Here is a 17,312-nt window from a genome sequence, read left to right on the forward strand (position 1 = left end):
GTCCGGCGTAACCTCTATGCTCATGAGCAGCGACATCGACACGACCCCGCCGCGGACCTCGGACCGGGGCGCGGCGACGCGCGGAGCCCTGCTGGCGGCGGCGCGGGACGTGTTCTGCGAGGCGGGCTTCGCCCAGGCAGCGGTCACCGACATCGTCGCGAAGGCCGGGGCCAGCGTCGGCAGCCTCTACCACCACTTCAACGGCAAGGCCGACCTGTACCTCACGCTGTTCGAGGAGTTCCAGGGACGGCAGCAGGAGCGCACCCGCAAGGCGATCAACGCGGTCCGCGAGGCGGGCGAGTCCGATCCGATGCGGCAGTTCATCGCGGGCGCGGGCGCGTACCTCGACGGCTGCATCGAGGAGCGCGACGTCTCCCGCCTGTTCATCTCCGGCGACGGCCCGCCCGGCTTCGACCGGGTCATGCGGCAGCGGCTGAACAAGTGGGCGCGCCGCAACGCCGCGCTGTTCCACACCGCCGACGGCGGGGTGGACGAGGCGCTGGTCGTCGTCCTGACCGGCGCGATGGCGGGCGCGGTGTCGGAGGTGTCGCTGAGCGACGACGCCGAGGCGTCCCGGCGGCTCGCCGACGACATCATGGCCATCGTGGGCACTATCGGGAGCCCCCGTACGGAGCAGCGCTGACCGTGCGGGATCCTGGTGGGGTGAGCGACGAGAGCCCCGCCCCGACGACGACGTCCGAGCAGCCGCGCCCGTCCGGGGCGCGTCCGGGAGGCGACGCGTCCGATGCCGCACGCCCGGAACCGGATGCTTTGCCGCCGTCCGCGTCCGAGGACGAGGCCGGGACCGGGACCGGCGCTGAGGCCCGGGCTGAGGCCGGGACCGGCGCTGAGGCCCGGGCTGAGGCCGGGACCGGCGCTGAGGCCCGGGCTGAGCGCGGGGCCGGCGCTGCGGCCGGGGCTGAGGGCGGGACCGGCGTTGAGGGCGGGACCGGAACGCGGGCCGGAGCCGGGGCTGGGACCGCTGCGGGTGAGCGGGGGACGGTGCAGGTCGCGCCGGGCCTCTACAAGCGCCTGACCAGCGGCCTCGGCGGCTTCGCGACCGCGATCGCGGCCTGCCTGCTCCTGGTCGGCGTGATCTTCCTGATCACGCCCCGCTCGGACAAGGAGCTGCTCCCGACGATCGACTACCGCTCGCAGGAGTGGGCGCTCGCGCACAACGGTCCGTACCAGGCCTGGGGGCCGAAGGGCCTGCCGGCGACGTGGCGGGCGACCAGCGCGCGGCTGCACGGCCTCGGCGAGAAGGGCCGGCCGGTCGCGTGGCACCTCGGCTTCGTCACGCCGTCCGGGCAGTACGCCGCCCTGGAGGAGAGCAACGAGAAGGCCAAGGACTACGTCCCCCGCATGACCAACAGCAAGGCCGCGCTCGGGACGAAGGTCGTGGACGGCGTCACCTGGGACACCTACTACCGCCGCGACAAGAAGGCCAACTCGCTCGCCCGCACGCTGAAGGACGGTGTGAGCATCGTCGTGACGGGCACCGCGTCCTACGACGAGCTGGCCGTCCTCGCCGCGTCCCTGAAGCCGCTGGACAAGAACGACACCGCGGTCGTCAGCCCCGCCCCGACCCAGCGCTCCTGACGGCGGGCCGCCGCCCCGCGACACGGCTCCTGACGGCGGGCCGCCGCCCCGCGACACGCCGAGCGGGCCGCGGCCGAACCTGAAGCTAGAACGGGGCCGCCGGGTCGGACGCGTCGTCCTTTCCGGCCGTCTCGGCGTTCATCGCGGCGGTCAGGCGGGCGCGGGCGCCCTCCAGCCACTCCTCGCAGACGGCGGCCAGCTTCTCGCCGCGTTCCCACAGGGCGAGGGACTCCTCCAGCGTGAGGCCGCCCGCCTCCAGCTTGCGGACGACCTCGGTCAGCTCGTCCCGCGCCTGCTCGTAGCTCTGCTCAGTCTTCTCCGGCACGCCGACCAGCCTAGGCCCAGTCCGGGGCTGTCCCGGCGACCTCAGTCGCCGTCCGGGAGGTGCCGGTCGGTGACGGTGACGCCCAGGCGGCCCTCGGCCAGCCGGACGGTCAGGGCCTGGCCCTCGGCGACGGACGACGCCTCGCGCACGACCCCGTCGTCCTCCCGCTGGACGATCGCGTAGCCGCGGGCCAGCGTCGCCGCGGGGGAGAGGGCCAGCAGACGCGCGCGCGTGTGGGAGAGCTGGTCGTGCGCCCGGTCCAGCGCGGACGAGAGGCAGCGCCGGGTGCGGTCGCGCAAAGCCTCGACATGCTCGGACTGCCGTTCGATCTCCCGGACGGGATCGGCAAGGGCGGGCCGCGAGCGCATCGCCGACAGCCAGTGCAGCTCGCGCTCGACCCCGCCCACCAGGACGCGCCGTCCGCGGTCGCGGAGCTGCCGGACGAGCTGCAGCTGCTCCCGGACGTCCGGGACGACCCGCTTGGCCGCGTCGGTCGGCGTGGAGGCGCGCAGGTCGGCGACCAGGTCGAGGATCGGGCTGTCCTGCTCGTGCCCGATCGCGCTGACGACGGGGGTGCGGGCGGCGGAGACGGCCCGGACGAGCGCCTCGTCCGAGAAGGGCAGCAGGTCCTCCATGGAGCCGCCGCCGCGGGCGATCACGATCACCTCGACGCCCGGGTCGGCGTCGAGCTCGCGCAGGGCGTCCAGGATCTGCGGGACGGCGCTGTTGCCCTGCACCGCGGTGTTGCGCACGGTGAACTCGACGGCGGGCCAGCGGCGGCGGGCGTTCTGGAGCACGTCGTGCTCGGCGTCGGAGTCGCGGCCGCAGATCAGCCCGATCCGGCCGGGCAGGAAGGGCAGCGGGCGCTTGCGCTCGGCCCGGAACAGCCCCTCGGACGCCAGCAGCTGCTTGAGCCGTTCGAGCCGGGCGAGCAGCTCGCCGACGCCGACCGGGCGGACCTCCAGGGCGCTGAGCGAGAACCGCCCGCGGTTGACCCAGAAGTCCGGCTTGCAGTGGATCACGACGCGGGCGCCGTCGGTCACGGCGGGCCCGGCGGCGGCGAAGGTCTCGCGGCGTCCGACGACCGGCACCGACATGTTCGCCACGGGATCGCGCAGCGTGACGTAAACCGTGCCGCCCCGCGCGTTGAGCTCGGTGATCTGCCCCTCGACCCAGATCCGGCCGAGCCGTCCGATCCAGCCGCCGACCGCTTGCAGCACGGTCCGGACCGGAACGGGGGACTCGGCCGAGGTGTCCATCGCCATGTCGGCAGCCTAGGCGGTGCGTGACCCGGCACGATGCGGGTCGGCGCCCGTGGACGCGCGGGTTGAAAAGTTAGGCAAGCTAAGTTAGCATGGCTAAGTAATCGAGGAGAGACCGATGTCCGACCGCGAGCTCGCCGAGCAGCTCAACGCACGGCTCCGCGAGATGGTGCTGATGATGCGCCGCGTGAACGCCGACCAGCCCGTCACCAGCCAGCAGGCGTCGGTGCTCGGCTCGCTGGAGGGCGGGCCGCGCCGGATGACCGAGCTGGCCGCCGAGCACGGCGTCAAGCTCCCGACCATGACCGCGCTGGTCAACCGGCTGGAGCGGGACGGCATGGTCGCCCGCGGCCGGGACGCCTCCGACGCCCGCGTCGTCACGGCCCGGCTCACCCGGGAGGGGAGCGTCCAGCTCCACCGCACCCGGGAGCGCCGCATCGGGCTCCTCGTCGAACGGTTCGCCGAGCTGTCCGAGCCGGAGCGGGAGACCCTGACCGCCGCCCTGCCCCTGCTCGGCCGGCTCTTCGCCGACCCCGACCGTCCGCCCGCCGCCTGACCGGCGACCGGGCGGGGAGGGGCGGGCCCCTGCGAAAGGTAGGTTCCATGCACGCACAGCCAGCGGAGGCTGCGGCCAAGCCCGGCCTTCTCCGGCAGCCCATGTCGGTGTGGGCCACGGCCTTCGCCGCCGTGGTCGCCTTCATGGGCATCGGCCTGGTCGACCCGATCCTCCCCGCCATCGCCAAGAACCTGGAGGCGACGCCGAGCCAGGTGTCGCTGCTGTTCACCAGCTACTTCCTGATCACCGCCGTCGCGATGCTCGTCACCGGCTGGGTGTCCAGCCGGATCGGCGGCAAGCGGACGCTGATGATCGGGCTCGTCCTCGTCGTGGCGTTCGCCGCGCTCGCCGGGACGTCCGACACCGTCGGGCAGCTCGTCGGGTTCCGCGCGGGCTGGGGGCTCGGCAACGCGCTGTTCGTCGCGACCGCCCTCGCCGTCATCGTCGGCGCGGCGTCCGGCGGCGCGGAGTCGGCCATCATCCTCTACGAGGCCGCGCTCGGCATCGGCATCTCGCTCGGCCCGCTCGTGGGCGCGCTCTTGGGCGACATGAACTGGCGCTTCCCCTTCTTCGGGACGGCCGTCCTGATGGCGGTGGGATTCCTCCTCATCACCACGCTGCTGAAGCCGACGCCGAAGCCCGCCCAGAAGACCCCGCTGTCCGCGCCGATCCGCGCCCTCCGCCACGGCGGGCTCTCCACCACCGCGTTCACCGCGCTGTTCTACAACTACGCGTTCTTCACCGTCCTCGCCTGGACGCCGTTCGTCCTGCACATGAACGCGCACGGCATCGGCCTGGTGTTCTTCGGCTGGGGCGTGATGGTCGCGCTGGCCTCGGTGTTCGGCGCGCCCGCCCTCCAGCGGCGCATCGGGACCGTCCGGGTCATGCACCTCGCGCTGGTCCTGCTGATCGTTTTCCAGCTCGGCCTGGCCCTGTCCGGGCACGCGGGGATCATCGTCTGCACGATCCTGTCCGGCATCCCGATCGGGCTGAACAACACCGCGTTCACCGAGGCGGCCATGGAGGTCTCCGACAACCCCCGTCCGGTGGCGTCCGCGGGCTACAACTTCGTCCGCTGGCTCGGCGGCGCGCTCGCGCCCTACTTCGGCAGCAAGCTCGCCGAGCGGTTCAGCGACGCGACCCCGTACTACGTCGGCGCGGTCTGCTGCGCCGTCGCGATCGGGATCCTGGTCGTCCGGCGCCGGCACCTCGCGCCGCTGGAGCGCGTCGACATCGACCACGCCTTCCAGGACGAGCCCGTCGCCGCCGAGGCGTAGGGCTCCCCGGACCACGCAGGGACCGGCCCCCCGCGCGGCCCCTGCGTGCCACGAGAGCGGCCCCGGTTCCCCGGGGCCGCTCTCGCCTCGTCCAGGCGCGGCACCGCTTCGCCCGGGCCTTGCCTCGTCCGGGCGCGGCACCGGTCGCCCGGGCCTGGCCTGGTGCGGGTGGGGCGCCGGTTGGCTGGGCCTTGCCTGGTGCGGGTGGGGCGCCGGTTCGCCCGGGATTGCCTGGACGGGGCTTCCGTCAGGCGACCGCTTGCTGCTTCTGGGGGGCGTCCTCCCAGGCCGGACGGTTGGCGGCGGCCCAGCGGGTCACGGGGACGAGGACGGCGCCGGCCGCGAGGAAGACCGCGCCGAAGATCAGCCAGCCCGTCATGCCGTACCGGAGCGCCGTCTGCGTGACGACGAGCGGGCCGAGCAACACTCCGGCGGCGAAGCCGCTGTTGAAGACGCCCTGGTAGACGCCGTGCGCCCGCTCGTCGGCCAGCTCGTAGCTGAGCGCCCACGTGCCCGCCGCGCACAGCACCTCGCCGATCGTCTGGAGCGCCAGGGCGCCCAGGACGAGGATCGAGGCCGTCCACGGGTCGGGGCCCTTCGCCAGGCCGAACAGGACGCATCCGACCGCCATGAGCGTCCCGGCGCGCAGGCAGGCGCGGGCGGCGCGCGCGGTGTCCTCGACGCCGCGGGTCAGCCGCACCTGGAGCGCGATGACCATGGCCGTGTTCAGGACGAGGCAGACCGACACGAGCAGGCGCGGCGCGTGCGTCTCGCGCGTCACCCACAGCGGGACGCCGACCTCCAGGATGCCCTGCTGGAGCACCAGCACCCCGGCCAGCACCGTGATCACCAGGTACGGCACGTCGGTCAGCGCGCCGAAACCGCCGCGCGACGCCGCCGCCTCCCGGCTCGGCCGCGCGCCGGGCACCTTCAGGAGCAGCAGCGCGGCCAGCACGAACGTCACCGCGTCCAGGACCACGACCGTCCGGTAGGCGGACGGCGTGTCCACGACCAGCGCCAGGGACGCGAGGGCCGCGCCGACACCGACCCCCGCGTTGGTCATCATCCGCAGGAAGGCGCGGCCGGGCATCCGCAGCTCGGCGGGCAGCGCGTGCGCGACCAGCGCGTTCCGCACCGCGCTCGCACCCCGGTCCAGGAACGTGACGGCGCAGATCAGGGGCACCGCCGCCCAGAATGAGTGCACCTGCGTGTAGCCGAGGATGAGCACCCCCTCCAGGCCGAGCAGCGCCACCACCGTCGGCCGCGCCCCGAACCGGTCGGCGAGCCGTCCCATCGGGACGCCCGCCACGATGCCGAACACCCCGCCCAGCGCCAGCGCGACGCCGACCTGCGACGGCGACATGCCGACCGCGCGGGTGAACAGGAGGGCGCTCGTGGTCATGAACAGGCCGTTGCCGAGCGTGTTGACCAGCATCGCCGCGGACAGCACGCGGATCACCGGGTGCCGCGCCAGGCCGCCCATGCTCGGCGGCCGGGGGGAGGACGTCGTCATGCCGTCCATCCCAGCGCCGCGCCCCGCCGCACGGAATGGATTTACGCTATGGGTCAATGTTCGAGTTCCGGCTGGGCGTCCAGGACCTGGCGGAGACGTCCTTCGGGATGTCGCCGCTGTTCGAGCTCGTCTTCAGCGTCCGGCCGCGCGTGTTCCCCGCCAAGCACCCCGAGCACCTGCCCTGGGTGCGGGAGACCGCCGCCGCGTACGCGCGCCTCGACGTCGAACTGCTGGACGTCCTGTTCGCGCCGCACGGCTGGCTGCCCGACTTCCTGACGCCGCGCCCGAACGGCATCGTCACCGAGATCGCCGACGACCTCGCCGTCCTGCGCCGGACGCCGCCGGAGGTCGTCCGGCGCGACATCGCCCTCGCGTACCGGCACGTCCCGGTCCCGCCCGTGCTGTCCGGCGACCCGGCGGCCGTCCTCGACCGGATGTGCGCGGCGTTCGAGGCCTACTGGGACGCCTGCATCGAGCCCTACTGGGCACGGATGCGGGCCGTCCTGGAGGCGGACCTGGCCCACCGCGCGCGGCGGCTCACCTTCGGCGGCGCGGCGGCGCTCTTCGCCGAGCTGGACGACCGGATCACCTGGACCGAAGGACTCGTCCGGCTCGCCGTCCCGTCCGGGCTCGCGCCCGAGCGCGTCGTGGAGGTGGCGGGGCGCGGCCTCGTCCTCGTCCCGTGCCTGTTCCTGCGCGGCGCCGTCAGCATGATCGACGACTACGAGCCGCCGCTGATCACCTATCCGGCGCGCGGCCGGGGCGCCCTCTGGGACCACGCCGAGCCCGAGGGCCCCGGCGCGCTCGTCGAGCTGATCGGCGCGCCCCGCGCGCGCCTGCTGGTCATGCTGGCCGCGCCGTCCACGACCACCGAGCTGGCCCGCCGCCTCGACGTCACCCCCGGCGCCGTCAGCCGCCACCTGACCGCCCTGCACGCCGCCGGCCTCCTCAACCGCACCCGCGCCGGCCGCTCCGTCCTCTACATGCGCAGCCCCCTCGGCGACCAACTCATCCGCTGACCCCGCAAAGGACCTTCCCACCCCCGACGCCCCCGCCAACGCCCAAGCGTCTCCGAACGCGCGTGGCGCGAGTGTCTGTCACCAACCGCGGGGCGCTGGCGTGCGAGGGTCCGCCAACGTGCGTGGTCCGCCAACGTGCGAGCGTCTGCTGCCGCGCGAGGGGGGCGCTGGCGTGCGGGCGGGCTCGTGGGGCTGCGGGCGGGGGACGGGGGTTAGCGGGTGGGACGCGTGGAGGCCCGTCCGAAGGGATCGGACGGGCCTCCAGGACGGTGGGCTCGGTCAGTGGGAGCCGTTGAGCTTGGCGATGCGGTTCTCGTACATGCGGATGATGTCGGGGCGGGCCTCGTGCTCGCGCTCGTACTCGCGCAGCAGCTTGACCTGGTCGACCGTGAGGCCGCGCAGGCGCGCGCGGAGCTGCGGGAGCGTCGCGGTGTCATAGTCCGGGACGGGCAGTTCCGCGCCGGACTTGGACGTCGCGGCGGGCTTGGCGGGCTCGGCCGGCTTCGGCTTGGCGGTCGCCTCCGGAGCGGGCTTCGGAGCGGGCTTCGCGACGGGCTCGTCCGCGGCGGCGGGCTTCAGTTCCGGCTTGGCGGACGGCTTCAGCTCCGGCTTGGCGGCGGACTCGACCGCGGCGACCGACTTCGGCGCAGGCTTCGGCTCCGGCTTGGCGGCGGCCTTCGGCTCGGGCTTCGGGGTCGGCTTCGGCTCGGGCTTGGCGGCGGCCTTCGGCTCCGGCTGCGCGTCGGGCTTCGGGGCGGGACGGGACGCGGCGGGCTTGCCGACCGAGATCTCCTTGTCGCGCTCGGCCGGACGCGTCGTCGCGCGCGGGCTCGTCGGGCGGGAGCCCGTCGCGCGGGTGCGGCTGCGGGACGGGCGCGCCTCGGGCTCGGGCTCCGGCTCGCCGCCGCGGACGCGCTCCACGACCGTGCCGACCACCGACACCGCGGTGTGCTGGACGTCGTGGCGGAGGCGGCCGAGCACGGGCTTGACCCCGCCGCCCTCGGTGATCTCCTTGTAGTCCCGGGTCACGCGGTCGCTCAGCAGCAGGGCGCGGCCGACGCCGAACATCGCCAGCCGGACGGCGTGCAGCGGAAGGTCGCGGACCTGCTCGCCGACGGTGTCCTTGACCTGCTCCTTGAGGCGTCGCGGCGATCTCGTCATCGTTGTCACTCCTCCTGCTGCCCCAGCCGGCCGGGCCGGGACCGGTCGGGTGTACACCGTCTGTCCATCCCAACTCTGCCGCATGGGTGCGATAACGGTCACCCCGGCTTAATGGATTTCCGTCCAAAAAGGCCGTGCGTTGGGTCACAGCGCGGGCTTCACATGGGGATCCGGGGCCGGGCCGGGCGCGCCGGCCGGGGCGCGCGGCCGGGCCGTCCGGCGCGGGGGTGAGAGTCGTGTCGCGGGGGCGCGTCCGGCTCGCGCGCACGCGGTCCGGGACGGCTGGGACGGCTCGTACGATAGGGGCATGACCTCCACCAGCCAGCGCCGTGTCCTGCTCGCCAAACCGCGCGGTTACTGCGCCGGCGTCGACCGGGCCGTCCAGACGGTCGAGATCGCCCTGGAGAAGTACGGGGCGCCGATCTACGTGCGCAAGCAGATCGTGCACAACGTGCACGTCGTCCGGACGCTCGAGGAGCGCGGCGCGATCTTCGTGGACGAGACCGAGGAGGTCCCCGAGGGCGCGATCGTGGTGTTCTCCGCGCACGGCGTCGCCCCCGTGGTGCACGAGGAGGCGCGCGGGCTGAGCCTGCGCACCATCGACGCGACGTGCCCGCTGGTGACCAAGGTCCACAAGGAGGCCGTCCGGTTCGCCAAGGACGACTTCGACATCCTGCTCATCGGGCACGAGGGGCACGAGGAGGTCATCGGCACCACCGGCGAGGCCCCCGACCACATCCACCTGGTGGACGGCCCGGACGACGTCGCCAACGTGACCGTCCGCGACCCGGAGAAGGTCGCCTGGCTGTCCCAGACCACGCTGTCGGTGGACGAGACGATCGCGACGGTCGAGAAGCTGCGCGAGCGCTTCCCCAAGCTCATGGACCCGCCGTCCGACGACATCTGCTACGCCACGCAGAACCGGCAGGTCGCGGTGAAGCAGATGGCCGCGCGCTCCGACCTGGTGATCGTCGTCGGCTCGACCAACTCGTCCAACTCGGTGCGGCTGGTGGAGGTCGCCAAGGAGCACGGCGCGGACGACGCCCGGCTGGTCGACTACCCCGAGCAGATCGACGAGGCGTGGCTGGAGGGCGTCGGCACGGTCGGCGTCACGTCCGGCGCGTCCGTGCCCGAGGAGCTGGTGAGCGGCGTCCTCGCGTGGCTCGCCGAGCGCGGGTACGGCGAGGTCGAGGAGATCGAGTCGGTCCAGGAGAGCATGCGCTTCGCCCTCCCGCACGAGCTCCGCAAGGACCTGCGCAGTGCTTGATTGAGCATCCGGGCCGAGGGGCTCGCCTGGCGGCTCGCCCCTCGGCCCGGATGCTCGTGCGAGTGCGGCATCGCTTCGCGATCGATGACGCGGTGACTCGCCGTCGGCGTCGTCACCGCGTCATCGGTCACGCACTCGCGCCGGTTGCGGTCGTCGCGGGGTCGTCCCGTGGAGCGAGCGCCGGGCCATCGTGTGGACGCCGGGCCGTCGTGTGGACGCCGGGCCGTCGTGTGGACGCCGGGCCGTCGTGTGGACGCCGGGCCGTCGTGTGGACGCCGGGCCGTCGTGTGGACGCCGGGCCGTCGTGTGGACGCCGGGCCATCGTGGAGCGCCGGGCCGTCGTGTGGACCTCGAGCCGCTGTGGGACGCCGGGGCTGATTCAGTCGACGTCGCCGTGGGGGAGGGGGCGGTTCGCCGGCTCCTCCCAGCGGACGGGGTTGACGTCGTCGTCCTCGGCGAGGGTCCGGCCGCGGGCCAGGCGCGCGCGCAGGTCGCCGAAGGCGCGGGTCAGCCCGCGCGGGATCGCGATGACGATCGCCAGCAGCGTGCCGAGGAACAGCCACGGCGCGATCGCGGCGAGCGCGGCGAGCAGGCCGAGCGACAAGGTCCGGGTGAGCGGCCCGTCGTCGGTGGTGAGCTCGCCGACGACGGTGGCGGCGAAGCAGGCCAGCGGCGGGCTGACGACCAGCGTCGGCAGGTCGGCGGGCCGGGTGAGCAGCGCGGCGAGCACGCAGCCCGCGACGAACAGGCCCCCGGCCAGCAGCGACACCCCGGCCCAGCGGGACAGCAGCGCGCCGAGCAGCGAGGCGGCGAGGATGAGCGCGACGCCGCCGCGGCCGGTGAGCGTGACCGGACCGGCGGCCGGGGCGGACGACCGGGACGGCCGGGACGACCGCCGCGCGGAGGCGTTCTGGCGCACTGGACCTCCTGGCGCGGGGGCGGGGCCGTCCGGCGCCGCACGAACCGTCGAAGTACTCATTGCCACCTCTCACGCCGATCGGTCTGATCAGGGATGGCCCGTCCGCCGAAACCTACCGCTTCCGCGGCCGGGTCGGCTCGCTCGTGCGCGCGCGTCTCCTCAAGAAGATCGTTTCGATGGGGTCCACCGTCGGTGAGCTCGGCGGCCGACAGCGGGCGCGGGCTGTCCTCGACGGGCGCGGGGGCCTCCAGCTTGTCCTCGACGACGCCCAGCTCGTTCAGCTTCCGCGCCGACACCAGGACGCGGGTCTCGAGCGAGCCGACCGTCCGGTTGTAGGCGCGGACGGCCCCGGTGAGGGAACGGCCCAGCTCGTCCACGTGGCGGCCCATCGTGCCGAGCCGCTCGTACAGCTCCTTGCCGAGGTCGAACACGGCGCGCGCGTTGCGGGAGAGGGCCTCCTGCTGCCACGCGTAGGACGCCGTGCGCAGCATGGTGATCAGCGTCGTCGGGGTGGCGATGTGGACGCGCCGCCGCATCGCGTACTCCAGCAGCCCGGGGTCGCGGTCGAGCGCGGGCGCGAGGAACGCCTCGCCGGGGACGAACAGGACCACGAACTCCGGCGCGGGACTGAACGCCTGCCAGTAGCTCTTGGCCGCGAGCCGGTCCACGTGGTCGCGGATGTGGCGGGCGTGCGCGTCGAGGCGGTCGCGCTCGGCGGACGCGTCGCCCGTGGACGCGGCCTCCAGGTACGCGGCGAGCGACACCTTGCTGTCGACCACGATGTTCTTGCCGCCCGCGAGCCGGACGACCAGATCCGGCCGGACGACGCCGTCCTCGGTGGTGGCGCTCGCCTGCTCGTCGAAGTCGCAGTGGTGGGTCATCCCGGCCAGCTCGACCACGCGGCGGAGCTGGAGCTCGCCCCAGCGCCCGCGCGCCTCGGGACGCTGGAGCGCGCGCACGAGGGTGCGGGTCTCGGCGCGGAGCTGGTCGCCGCTCTGCCGGACGAACTCGACCTGCTTGGCGAGCATCGCGTGCGACTCGCGGCGTCCGGTCTCGACCTCGCGGAGCTGCTCCTCGACCTTGGCGAGGGTCTCGCGGAGCGGCGCGACCAGGTGCTCGACGGCCTGCTTGCGCCGGTCGAGCTCGCCCGCCGCCTCGGCCCCGGCGACCTTGAGCCGGGCGTCGGCCAGTTCCAGGAACCGCTGGTTGGACGCGTCGAGCGCCTTCGCCGACAGGTTCTCGAAGTGCTCGGCCATGCGCTCCTCGGCGTAGGCGAGCTTCTCCTCGGCCGCCTTGGCGCGGGCGATCAGCGCCCCCTGGCGGCCGGTGGCGAGGGCGTACCCGACCACCGCGCCGAAGGCGGCCCCGATGAGCAGGCCGGCGAGCAGCGCGAGATCCATCCGTCAATCGTGGCAGCGGAACGTGCGCGGGCGAGCGCGACGCGCCGGGTTCCCGGCGAGCCGTCCGCCATGTCCGGACTATTAGACTCATTGTGTACTTAGAACCCCGACCGCCCCCGCGAGGAGCCGCCGCCATGCCGTCCGCCGCCGGTCCCGCCCCCGACTCCGCCTCTGGCACCTCTGCCCCCGCCGCCTCCGTTGCGTCCGCTTCCGCGCGGCGGACGATCCGTCCGGTGGCCACGACGCGGGCCGAGCGGCGCATCGCCCGCGTCCTCTCGCTGGAGCCGGGCGGCCCGCCGACCTTCCAGGCGCGGGTGGCGAACCTGTTCATCCGCGCGATCGGACGGACGTTCTGGGAGTTCAGCCCAGCCGGCGACGCCGGTCTGTTGCGCGTGCAGCGTGCTACGCGACTCCTCGGATACGCCCAGCGCCTCCCGCGCGGAGTGGCGATCGAGCCGCAGCACCTAGGCGCATGCACGGCGGAATGGGTACGCGCAGGCGCGCCCGATGAAGACAAGGTCTTCCTTTACCTGCACGGCGGTGGTTACTTCTTCGGCGGACCGCGTCTGTACCGTCCGTTCAACTGGCGCTTGTCGGCGGCCACGGGACGGGTCGTCCTCGCGCTCGACTACAGGCTCGCGCCCAAGCACACCCCCGCCGACGCCCTGGAAGACGCGGTCACCGCCTACGAATTCCTCCTCGGACGCGGCTACAGCCCTGAAAACATCGTCGTCGGCGGAGATTCGGCCGGTGGCCACCTCACCCTGGCCCTGCTGCTAGCGCTGAAGCAGCGCGAACTGCCGCTGCCGAAGGCGGCCGTATGCCTCTCGCCCTGGGTGGACCTTCTGTGCTCGGCCGACTCCCACCGCTCCAACGCCCGCACCGACTACCTGATCCCCGCCAAGAAGCTCGCCGCGCTGGGGCGGGACTACTGCAACGGCAAGGCCGAGGACGACCCCCTCCACGCTCCTGCGCGCGCGGACCTCACGGGCCTGCCGCCGATGCTGTTCGTGGCGTCCGGTACCGAGATCCTCCGGGACGACACGCGCGAGGCGTACGAGCGAGCCAAGGCCGCAGGCGTGAACGGCGTCTACCAGGAGTGGAAGGGCCTCGTGCACGTCTTCCCGGTGTTCTGCGAGTACGTGCCGGAGGGTAAGGCCGCCTTCCGCCACATCGCCGAGTTCCTGGCCAACGCCGAAGCCTGACGCGTCCAGCGCGCCCATGGATTCGGTCGGGGTTTCGCGTCCGTGTACCCGTCCTACGCGGGACGGACGCGGGCGCGTAACCGAGCGTCCGTCCGGGCCCATAAACTTGACGCCCGTGAGCCTCTCCATCGGAATCGTCGGGCTGCCCAACGTCGGCAAGTCCACCCTGTTCAACGCGCTGACCAAGAACGACGCGCTGGCCGCGAACTACCCGTTCGCGACCATCGAGCCCAACGTCGGCGTGGTCGGGGTGCCGGACCCCCGGCTGGAGAAGCTGGCGGAGATCCACGGCTCGGCCAAGATCATCCCGGCCACGATGGAGTTCGTGGACATCGCGGGCATCGTCAAGGGCGCGTCCGAGGGCCAGGGCCTGGGCAACAAGTTCCTCGCCAACATCCGCGAGACCAACGCGATCTGCCAGGTCATCCGCGCTTTCGAGGACCCGGACGTCACGCACGTGGACGGCGACGTCGCGCCGTCCCGCGACATCGAGACGATCAACACCGAGCTGATCCTCGCCGACCTCCAGACGATCGAGAAGGCCCTGCCGCGCCTGGAGAAGGAGGCGCGCACCAAGAAGGACAAGGAGCAGCTCGCGGTCGTCGAGGCCGTCCAGGCCGCGCAGAAGATCCTGAACGAGGGCGTCACCCTCTTCGCGGGCGCGGACAAGGCGGGCATCGACCTCACCCTGCTGCGCGAGCTGCACCTGCTCACCGCCAAGCCGTTCCTCTACGTCTTCAACCTGGACGAGGAGGAGCTCGCCGACGAGGCGATCCGCACCCGGCTCCGCGAGCTGGTCGCGCCCGCCGAGGCGATCTTCCTGGACGCCAAGATCGAGGCCGAGCTGATCGAGCTGCCCGACGACGAGGCCCTCGAACTGCTCCAGGGCATGGGCCAGGAGGAGTCCGGCCTGTCGCAGCTCGTCCGGATCGGCTTCGACACCCTCGGCCTCCAGACCTACCTGACGGCCGGCCCCAAGGAGACCCGCGCCTGGACGATCCGCAAGGGCGCCACCGCGCCCGAGGCGGCCGGGGTCATCCACACCGACTTCCAGCGCGGCTTCATCAAGGCCGAGATCGTCTCCTTCGACGACCTCGTCGCCGCCGGCACCCTCGCCGAGGCCCGCAACCAGGGCAAGGTCCGCATGGAGGGCAAGGACTACGTCATGCAGGACGGCGACGTCGTCGAGTTCCGCTTCAACGTCTGATCCCTCCTAAGCGTCCGCAGACTCCGGGCCGGGTGTCGGGTTCCGGGGCGGTTGGCGGGTTTTTAGCCAGGTGGCGGCCGACCCCTGGAGCGGGCAGGGGCCGGCCGCCCGGCCGGGGGCGGGGGGAGGGCCGTCCCGCGGCCGTGGGAGGCGCGCTGCCGTGCGCGCTCCGGGGCGAGAGTCCAGGCGGAACAGGTGTACTCCGGCCGTTCCGCTCGTGGTGGCGCGCCGCGGCCACTGGCGAGGAAGGGCGCTTTGAAGGCGTCCGTCCGGCGGTGACGATGTCGGATCGCCCGTCACCTCTGTCACGTAAGGGACGGGCGTGTCACGATGTGCGGGAGCCGCCGGCCGTAAGCCCCTCCGGCCGCCGGCGCCTTCCGGCAGCCCCCACCGGAGGTGTCGTGATGAACGACGCGGACCTGTCCACCCAGCTGTGCCGGCTCGGGCTCTCCCGCCCGCAGGCCGAGACGTACCTGGCGCTCCTCGCGACCGGACCGGGCGACGCCGCCCGGCTGGCCAAGGAGCTCGGCCTCGGCCCGGACGAGCTTCCAGACGTGTCCCGGCGGCTCGGCGAGCTGCGCGCGCTCGGCCTCGTCACCGCCGCCGGGACGGACGCGGACGAGCACGCGCCGGTCGATCCGTCCCTCGCGCTGGAGCATCTCGCGCACGCCCGGACGGCCGAGCTCCGCGAGGCCCACCTCGCCGCCGTCAACGCCTACCGCGACTACCGGCGCTCGGTCAGCCCGCAGGCCACCCACGACCTCGTCGAGGTCGTCACCGGATCGGCGATCACCGAGCGCATCTGGAACATCGAGGAGGCGGTGGAGCACACCGTCCTCCGCTTCGACTCCCCGCCGTACCACACCCGGCGCAGCGCGAACCCGGTCGAGATCGAGAACCTCGGCAGGGGAGTGGAGTACCGCGTCGTCTACTCCAAGCCCGCCGTCCAGGACCCCGCCTACTACGGCGTCAACATCCGGCCCTGCGTCGCCGCCGGCGAGCAGGCGCGCGTGCTGCCCGCCGTCCCGGTGAAGCTGACCATCTTCGACGGACGCCTCGCCCTGGTGTCCATGTCGTTCGTCGAGGCCGAGGTGAACGACTCGCTGCTGCTCGTCCACCCGTCCAGCCTGCTGTCGGCGCTGACCGGACTGTTCGAGACGTCCTGGCGGGTGGCGCTGCCCATGCACCTCAACGACCGCGTGCCCGCGACGCTGAACCCGACGCAGCGCCGCATCCTCGAACTGCTCGCGACCGGCGTCACGGACGAGACGATCGCCGAACTCCTCGGCGTCAGCCGCCGCACCCTCTCCCGCCACCTCGAACAGCTCAACACCCGCGCCGGATCGCTGAGCCGTTTCCAACTGGCCCTCCACGCCGCCCGCAACGGCTGGCTCTGACCCACACTCGATCCACCGCACGCGCGCGCGTTGGGACGGGCCGGGCGTGTGAGTCGTGGCTTGCGCGAGGTGCGTGAGGTTCGGCGCGAGTGGGGGTGCCGAAGGGCGGGGTGTGGGCGGGGGTGCGGGGAGCGCATTCTCGTCAGTGGCGGGGGGTGGACACCGGCGGGCGAGACGGCGGGTTAGATCTGGGGCTCCCGCCCCCGCTCCCCGCAGGAGGTCCCCCGATGCGTCCGACCCGACTGGCGGCGCTGACGATCACCGCCGCGGCGACCGCGGCCGCGGCGACGGCCGTGGTGGCGTCCACGGGCTCGGCGAGCCCGCGGGCCACCGCCGAACCCGCGGCGGCCGTCGCGCCCGCGTCCGGTGCCCGTGCCGGCGCCGCGAAGGGCACCGTGTCCGCCGCGCACCGGCCCGACCACGTGATCGTGGTGATGTTCGAGAACAAGAACTACAGCAGCGTCAAGGGCAGCTCCAGCGCGCCGTACCTGAACTCGCTCGCCCAGCAGGGGACGCTGTCCACCAACTCGTTCGGGCTCACGCACCCGAGCCAGCCGAACTACATCGGCCTGTTCTCCGGTTCGCAGCACGGGGTCACCGGCGACACGTGCACGAACCTGACCGGCGACAACCTCGGCCAGCAGCTCGTGAACGCGGGCCTGACGTTCAAGGGCTACTCCGAGAGCCTCCCGAGCGCCGGCTACACCGGGTGCACCAGCGGGAAGTACGCGCGCAAGCACGCGCCCTGGGCGAGTTTCCCGACCGTGAGCGGCGCGTCCTACAACGTGCCGTTCTCCTCGTTCCCGAGCGACTACACGAAGCTGCCGACGCTGTCGTTCGTGATCCCGAACATGTGCGACGACATGCACGACTGCTCGATCAGCACGGGCGACACCTGGCTGAAGAACAACCTCGACGCCTACGCCCGGTGGGCGCGGAGCCACAACAGCCTGCTCGTCACCACCTTCGACGAGGACGACTTCACGTCCGTCAACCAGATCTACACCACCTTCACCGGACAGTACGTCAAGGCGGGTTACGGCTCGGGCACGCAGATCGACCACTACACGCTGCTGCGCACGCTGGAGGACATGTACGGCCTCCCCGCCCTCGGCACGGCCGCGAGCCGCACGCCGTTGACGGATTTCTGGACGACCGGCTGACCCGCCGTCCCCGACCCGACCGGTGGCCGGTCGGCGCCTAGC

At 73.1% G+C, this 17,312-nt stretch carries 16 protein-coding genes; 10 read left to right on the forward strand and 6 right to left on the reverse strand.

Features of this window, described 5'->3' with window-relative positions; genetic code table 11:
- Positions 1–22 precede the first annotated feature (22 nt).
- Both ACFPCY_RS27735 and ACFPCY_RS27740 read left to right on the forward strand, forming a co-directional pair.
- A complete protein-coding gene (locus ACFPCY_RS27735; RefSeq protein WP_378259774.1) occupies positions 23–643 on the forward strand; it encodes a TetR/AcrR family transcriptional regulator in 621 nt (206 codons plus the stop codon).
- 359 nt (positions 644–1,002) lie between these two features.
- Positions 1,003–1,599, forward strand: a complete 597-nt coding sequence (locus ACFPCY_RS27740) for a DUF4245 domain-containing protein (RefSeq protein WP_378259775.1) — start codon at positions 1,003–1,005, stop codon at positions 1,597–1,599.
- A gap of 85 nt (positions 1,600–1,684) precedes the next feature.
- Here the strand turns inward: ACFPCY_RS27740 and ACFPCY_RS27745 are convergent, their stop codons facing one another.
- Together ACFPCY_RS27745 and xseA are read right to left on the reverse strand one after the other, a co-directional pair.
- Positions 1,685–1,933 carry an exodeoxyribonuclease VII small subunit gene (locus ACFPCY_RS27745; RefSeq protein ID WP_378259898.1) on the reverse strand — a complete coding sequence of 83 codons (249 nt, stop codon included), beginning with the start codon at positions 1,931–1,933 and terminating at the stop codon, positions 1,685–1,687.
- Positions 1,934–1,965: 32 nt separating this feature from the next.
- A complete protein-coding gene (xseA, locus tag ACFPCY_RS27750) occupies positions 1,966–3,189 on the reverse strand; it encodes an exodeoxyribonuclease VII large subunit (protein ID WP_378259776.1) in 1,224 nt (407 codons plus the stop codon).
- 115 nt (positions 3,190–3,304) lie between these two features.
- Between xseA and ACFPCY_RS27755 the strand changes: the two genes are divergently transcribed.
- Positions 3,305–3,742, forward strand: a complete 438-nt coding sequence (locus tag ACFPCY_RS27755) for a MarR family winged helix-turn-helix transcriptional regulator (RefSeq protein WP_378259777.1) — start codon at positions 3,305–3,307, stop codon at positions 3,740–3,742.
- A 47-nt stretch (positions 3,743–3,789) separates the two neighbouring features.
- Positions 3,790–5,019, forward strand: coding sequence for an MFS transporter (locus ACFPCY_RS27760; RefSeq protein ID WP_378259778.1), 1,230 nt, complete (start codon positions 3,790–3,792; stop codon positions 5,017–5,019).
- A 247-nt stretch (positions 5,020–5,266) separates the two neighbouring features.
- Here ACFPCY_RS27760 and ACFPCY_RS27765 read toward each other — a convergent pair whose 3' ends face one another.
- Positions 5,267–6,532, reverse strand: a complete 1,266-nt coding sequence (locus tag ACFPCY_RS27765) for an MFS transporter (protein WP_378259779.1) — start codon at positions 6,530–6,532, stop codon at positions 5,267–5,269.
- Positions 6,533–6,588: 56 nt separating this feature from the next.
- Here ACFPCY_RS27765 and ACFPCY_RS27770 point away from each other — a divergent pair, with 56 nt between their 5' ends.
- Entirely contained in the window at positions 6,589–7,551 is a 963-nt protein-coding gene (locus ACFPCY_RS27770; protein WP_378259780.1) for an ArsR/SmtB family transcription factor, read from the forward strand.
- Between the two features lie 279 nt (positions 7,552–7,830).
- Here the strand turns inward: ACFPCY_RS27770 and ACFPCY_RS27775 are convergent, their stop codons facing one another.
- A complete protein-coding gene (locus ACFPCY_RS27775; RefSeq protein WP_378259781.1) occupies positions 7,831–8,712 on the reverse strand; it encodes a DUF8129 domain-containing protein in 882 nt (293 codons plus the stop codon).
- A 307-nt stretch (positions 8,713–9,019) separates the two neighbouring features.
- On the opposite strand from ACFPCY_RS27775, the gene ACFPCY_RS27780 reads away from it, so the two are divergent.
- Entirely contained in the window at positions 9,020–9,979 is a 960-nt protein-coding gene (locus tag ACFPCY_RS27780; protein ID WP_378259782.1) for a 4-hydroxy-3-methylbut-2-enyl diphosphate reductase, read from the forward strand.
- 379 nt (positions 9,980–10,358) lie between these two features.
- Here ACFPCY_RS27780 and ACFPCY_RS27785 read toward each other — a convergent pair whose 3' ends face one another.
- Together ACFPCY_RS27785 and ACFPCY_RS27790 are read right to left on the reverse strand one after the other, a co-directional pair.
- Positions 10,359–10,898 (reverse strand): DUF6542 domain-containing protein, encoded by a 540-nt coding sequence (locus ACFPCY_RS27785; protein ID WP_378259783.1) that lies wholly within the window; start codon positions 10,896–10,898, stop codon positions 10,359–10,361.
- A gap of 56 nt (positions 10,899–10,954) precedes the next feature.
- Complete coding sequence (locus ACFPCY_RS27790) at positions 10,955–12,298, reverse strand: DNA recombination protein RmuC (RefSeq protein ID WP_378259784.1); 1,344 nt, start codon at positions 12,296–12,298, stop codon at positions 10,955–10,957.
- 233 nt (positions 12,299–12,531) lie between these two features.
- Here ACFPCY_RS27790 and ACFPCY_RS27795 point away from each other — a divergent pair, with 233 nt between their 5' ends.
- From ACFPCY_RS27795 to ACFPCY_RS27810, 4 genes are all read left to right on the forward strand, one after another.
- Positions 12,532–13,503 (forward strand): alpha/beta hydrolase, encoded by a 972-nt coding sequence (locus ACFPCY_RS27795; RefSeq protein ID WP_378259785.1) that lies wholly within the window; start codon positions 12,532–12,534, stop codon positions 13,501–13,503.
- 115 nt (positions 13,504–13,618) lie between these two features.
- Positions 13,619–14,710 carry a redox-regulated ATPase YchF gene (gene ychF / locus ACFPCY_RS27800; protein WP_378259786.1) on the forward strand — a complete coding sequence of 364 codons (1,092 nt, stop codon included), beginning with the start codon at positions 13,619–13,621 and terminating at the stop codon, positions 14,708–14,710.
- 404 nt (positions 14,711–15,114) lie between these two features.
- A complete protein-coding gene (locus tag ACFPCY_RS27805; RefSeq protein ID WP_378259787.1) occupies positions 15,115–16,107 on the forward strand; it encodes a helix-turn-helix transcriptional regulator in 993 nt (330 codons plus the stop codon).
- Positions 16,108–16,334: 227 nt separating this feature from the next.
- Complete coding sequence (locus ACFPCY_RS27810; protein ID WP_378259788.1) at positions 16,335–17,270, forward strand: alkaline phosphatase family protein; 936 nt, start codon at positions 16,335–16,337, stop codon at positions 17,268–17,270.
- Positions 17,271–17,312 lie beyond the last annotated feature (42 nt).

This window comes from Actinomadura gamaensis, from assembly GCF_042652125.1.
GTDB classification, from domain to species: Bacteria; Actinomycetota; Actinomycetes; order Streptosporangiales; family Streptosporangiaceae; genus Spirillospora; species Spirillospora gamaensis.

Excerpts from the sequence above, each read along its gene's own strand:
- ACFPCY_RS27735 (WP_378259774.1), top strand. The coding sequence starts at position 23 with ATGAGCAGCGACATCGACACGACCCCGCCGCGGACCTCGGACCGGGGC.
- xseA (WP_378259776.1), bottom strand. The coding sequence starts at position 3,189 with ATGGCGATGGACACCTCGGCCGAGTCCCCCGTTCCGGTCCGGACCGTG.
- ACFPCY_RS27755 (WP_378259777.1), top strand. The coding sequence starts at position 3,305 with ATGTCCGACCGCGAGCTCGCCGAGCAGCTCAACGCACGGCTCCGCGAG.
- ACFPCY_RS27760 (WP_378259778.1), top strand. The coding sequence starts at position 3,790 with ATGCACGCACAGCCAGCGGAGGCTGCGGCCAAGCCCGGCCTTCTCCGG.
- ACFPCY_RS27765 (WP_378259779.1), bottom strand. The coding sequence starts at position 6,532 with ATGACGACGTCCTCCCCCCGGCCGCCGAGCATGGGCGGCCTGGCGCGG.
- ACFPCY_RS27770 (WP_378259780.1), top strand. The coding sequence starts at position 6,589 with ATGTTCGAGTTCCGGCTGGGCGTCCAGGACCTGGCGGAGACGTCCTTC.
- ACFPCY_RS27775 (WP_378259781.1), bottom strand. The coding sequence starts at position 8,712 with ATGACGAGATCGCCGCGACGCCTCAAGGAGCAGGTCAAGGACACCGTC.
- ACFPCY_RS27780 (WP_378259782.1), top strand. The coding sequence starts at position 9,020 with ATGACCTCCACCAGCCAGCGCCGTGTCCTGCTCGCCAAACCGCGCGGT.
- ACFPCY_RS27790 (WP_378259784.1), bottom strand. The coding sequence starts at position 12,298 with ATGGATCTCGCGCTGCTCGCCGGCCTGCTCATCGGGGCCGCCTTCGGC.
- ACFPCY_RS27805 (WP_378259787.1), top strand. The coding sequence starts at position 15,115 with ATGAACGACGCGGACCTGTCCACCCAGCTGTGCCGGCTCGGGCTCTCC.
- ACFPCY_RS27810 (WP_378259788.1), top strand. The coding sequence starts at position 16,335 with ATGCGTCCGACCCGACTGGCGGCGCTGACGATCACCGCCGCGGCGACC.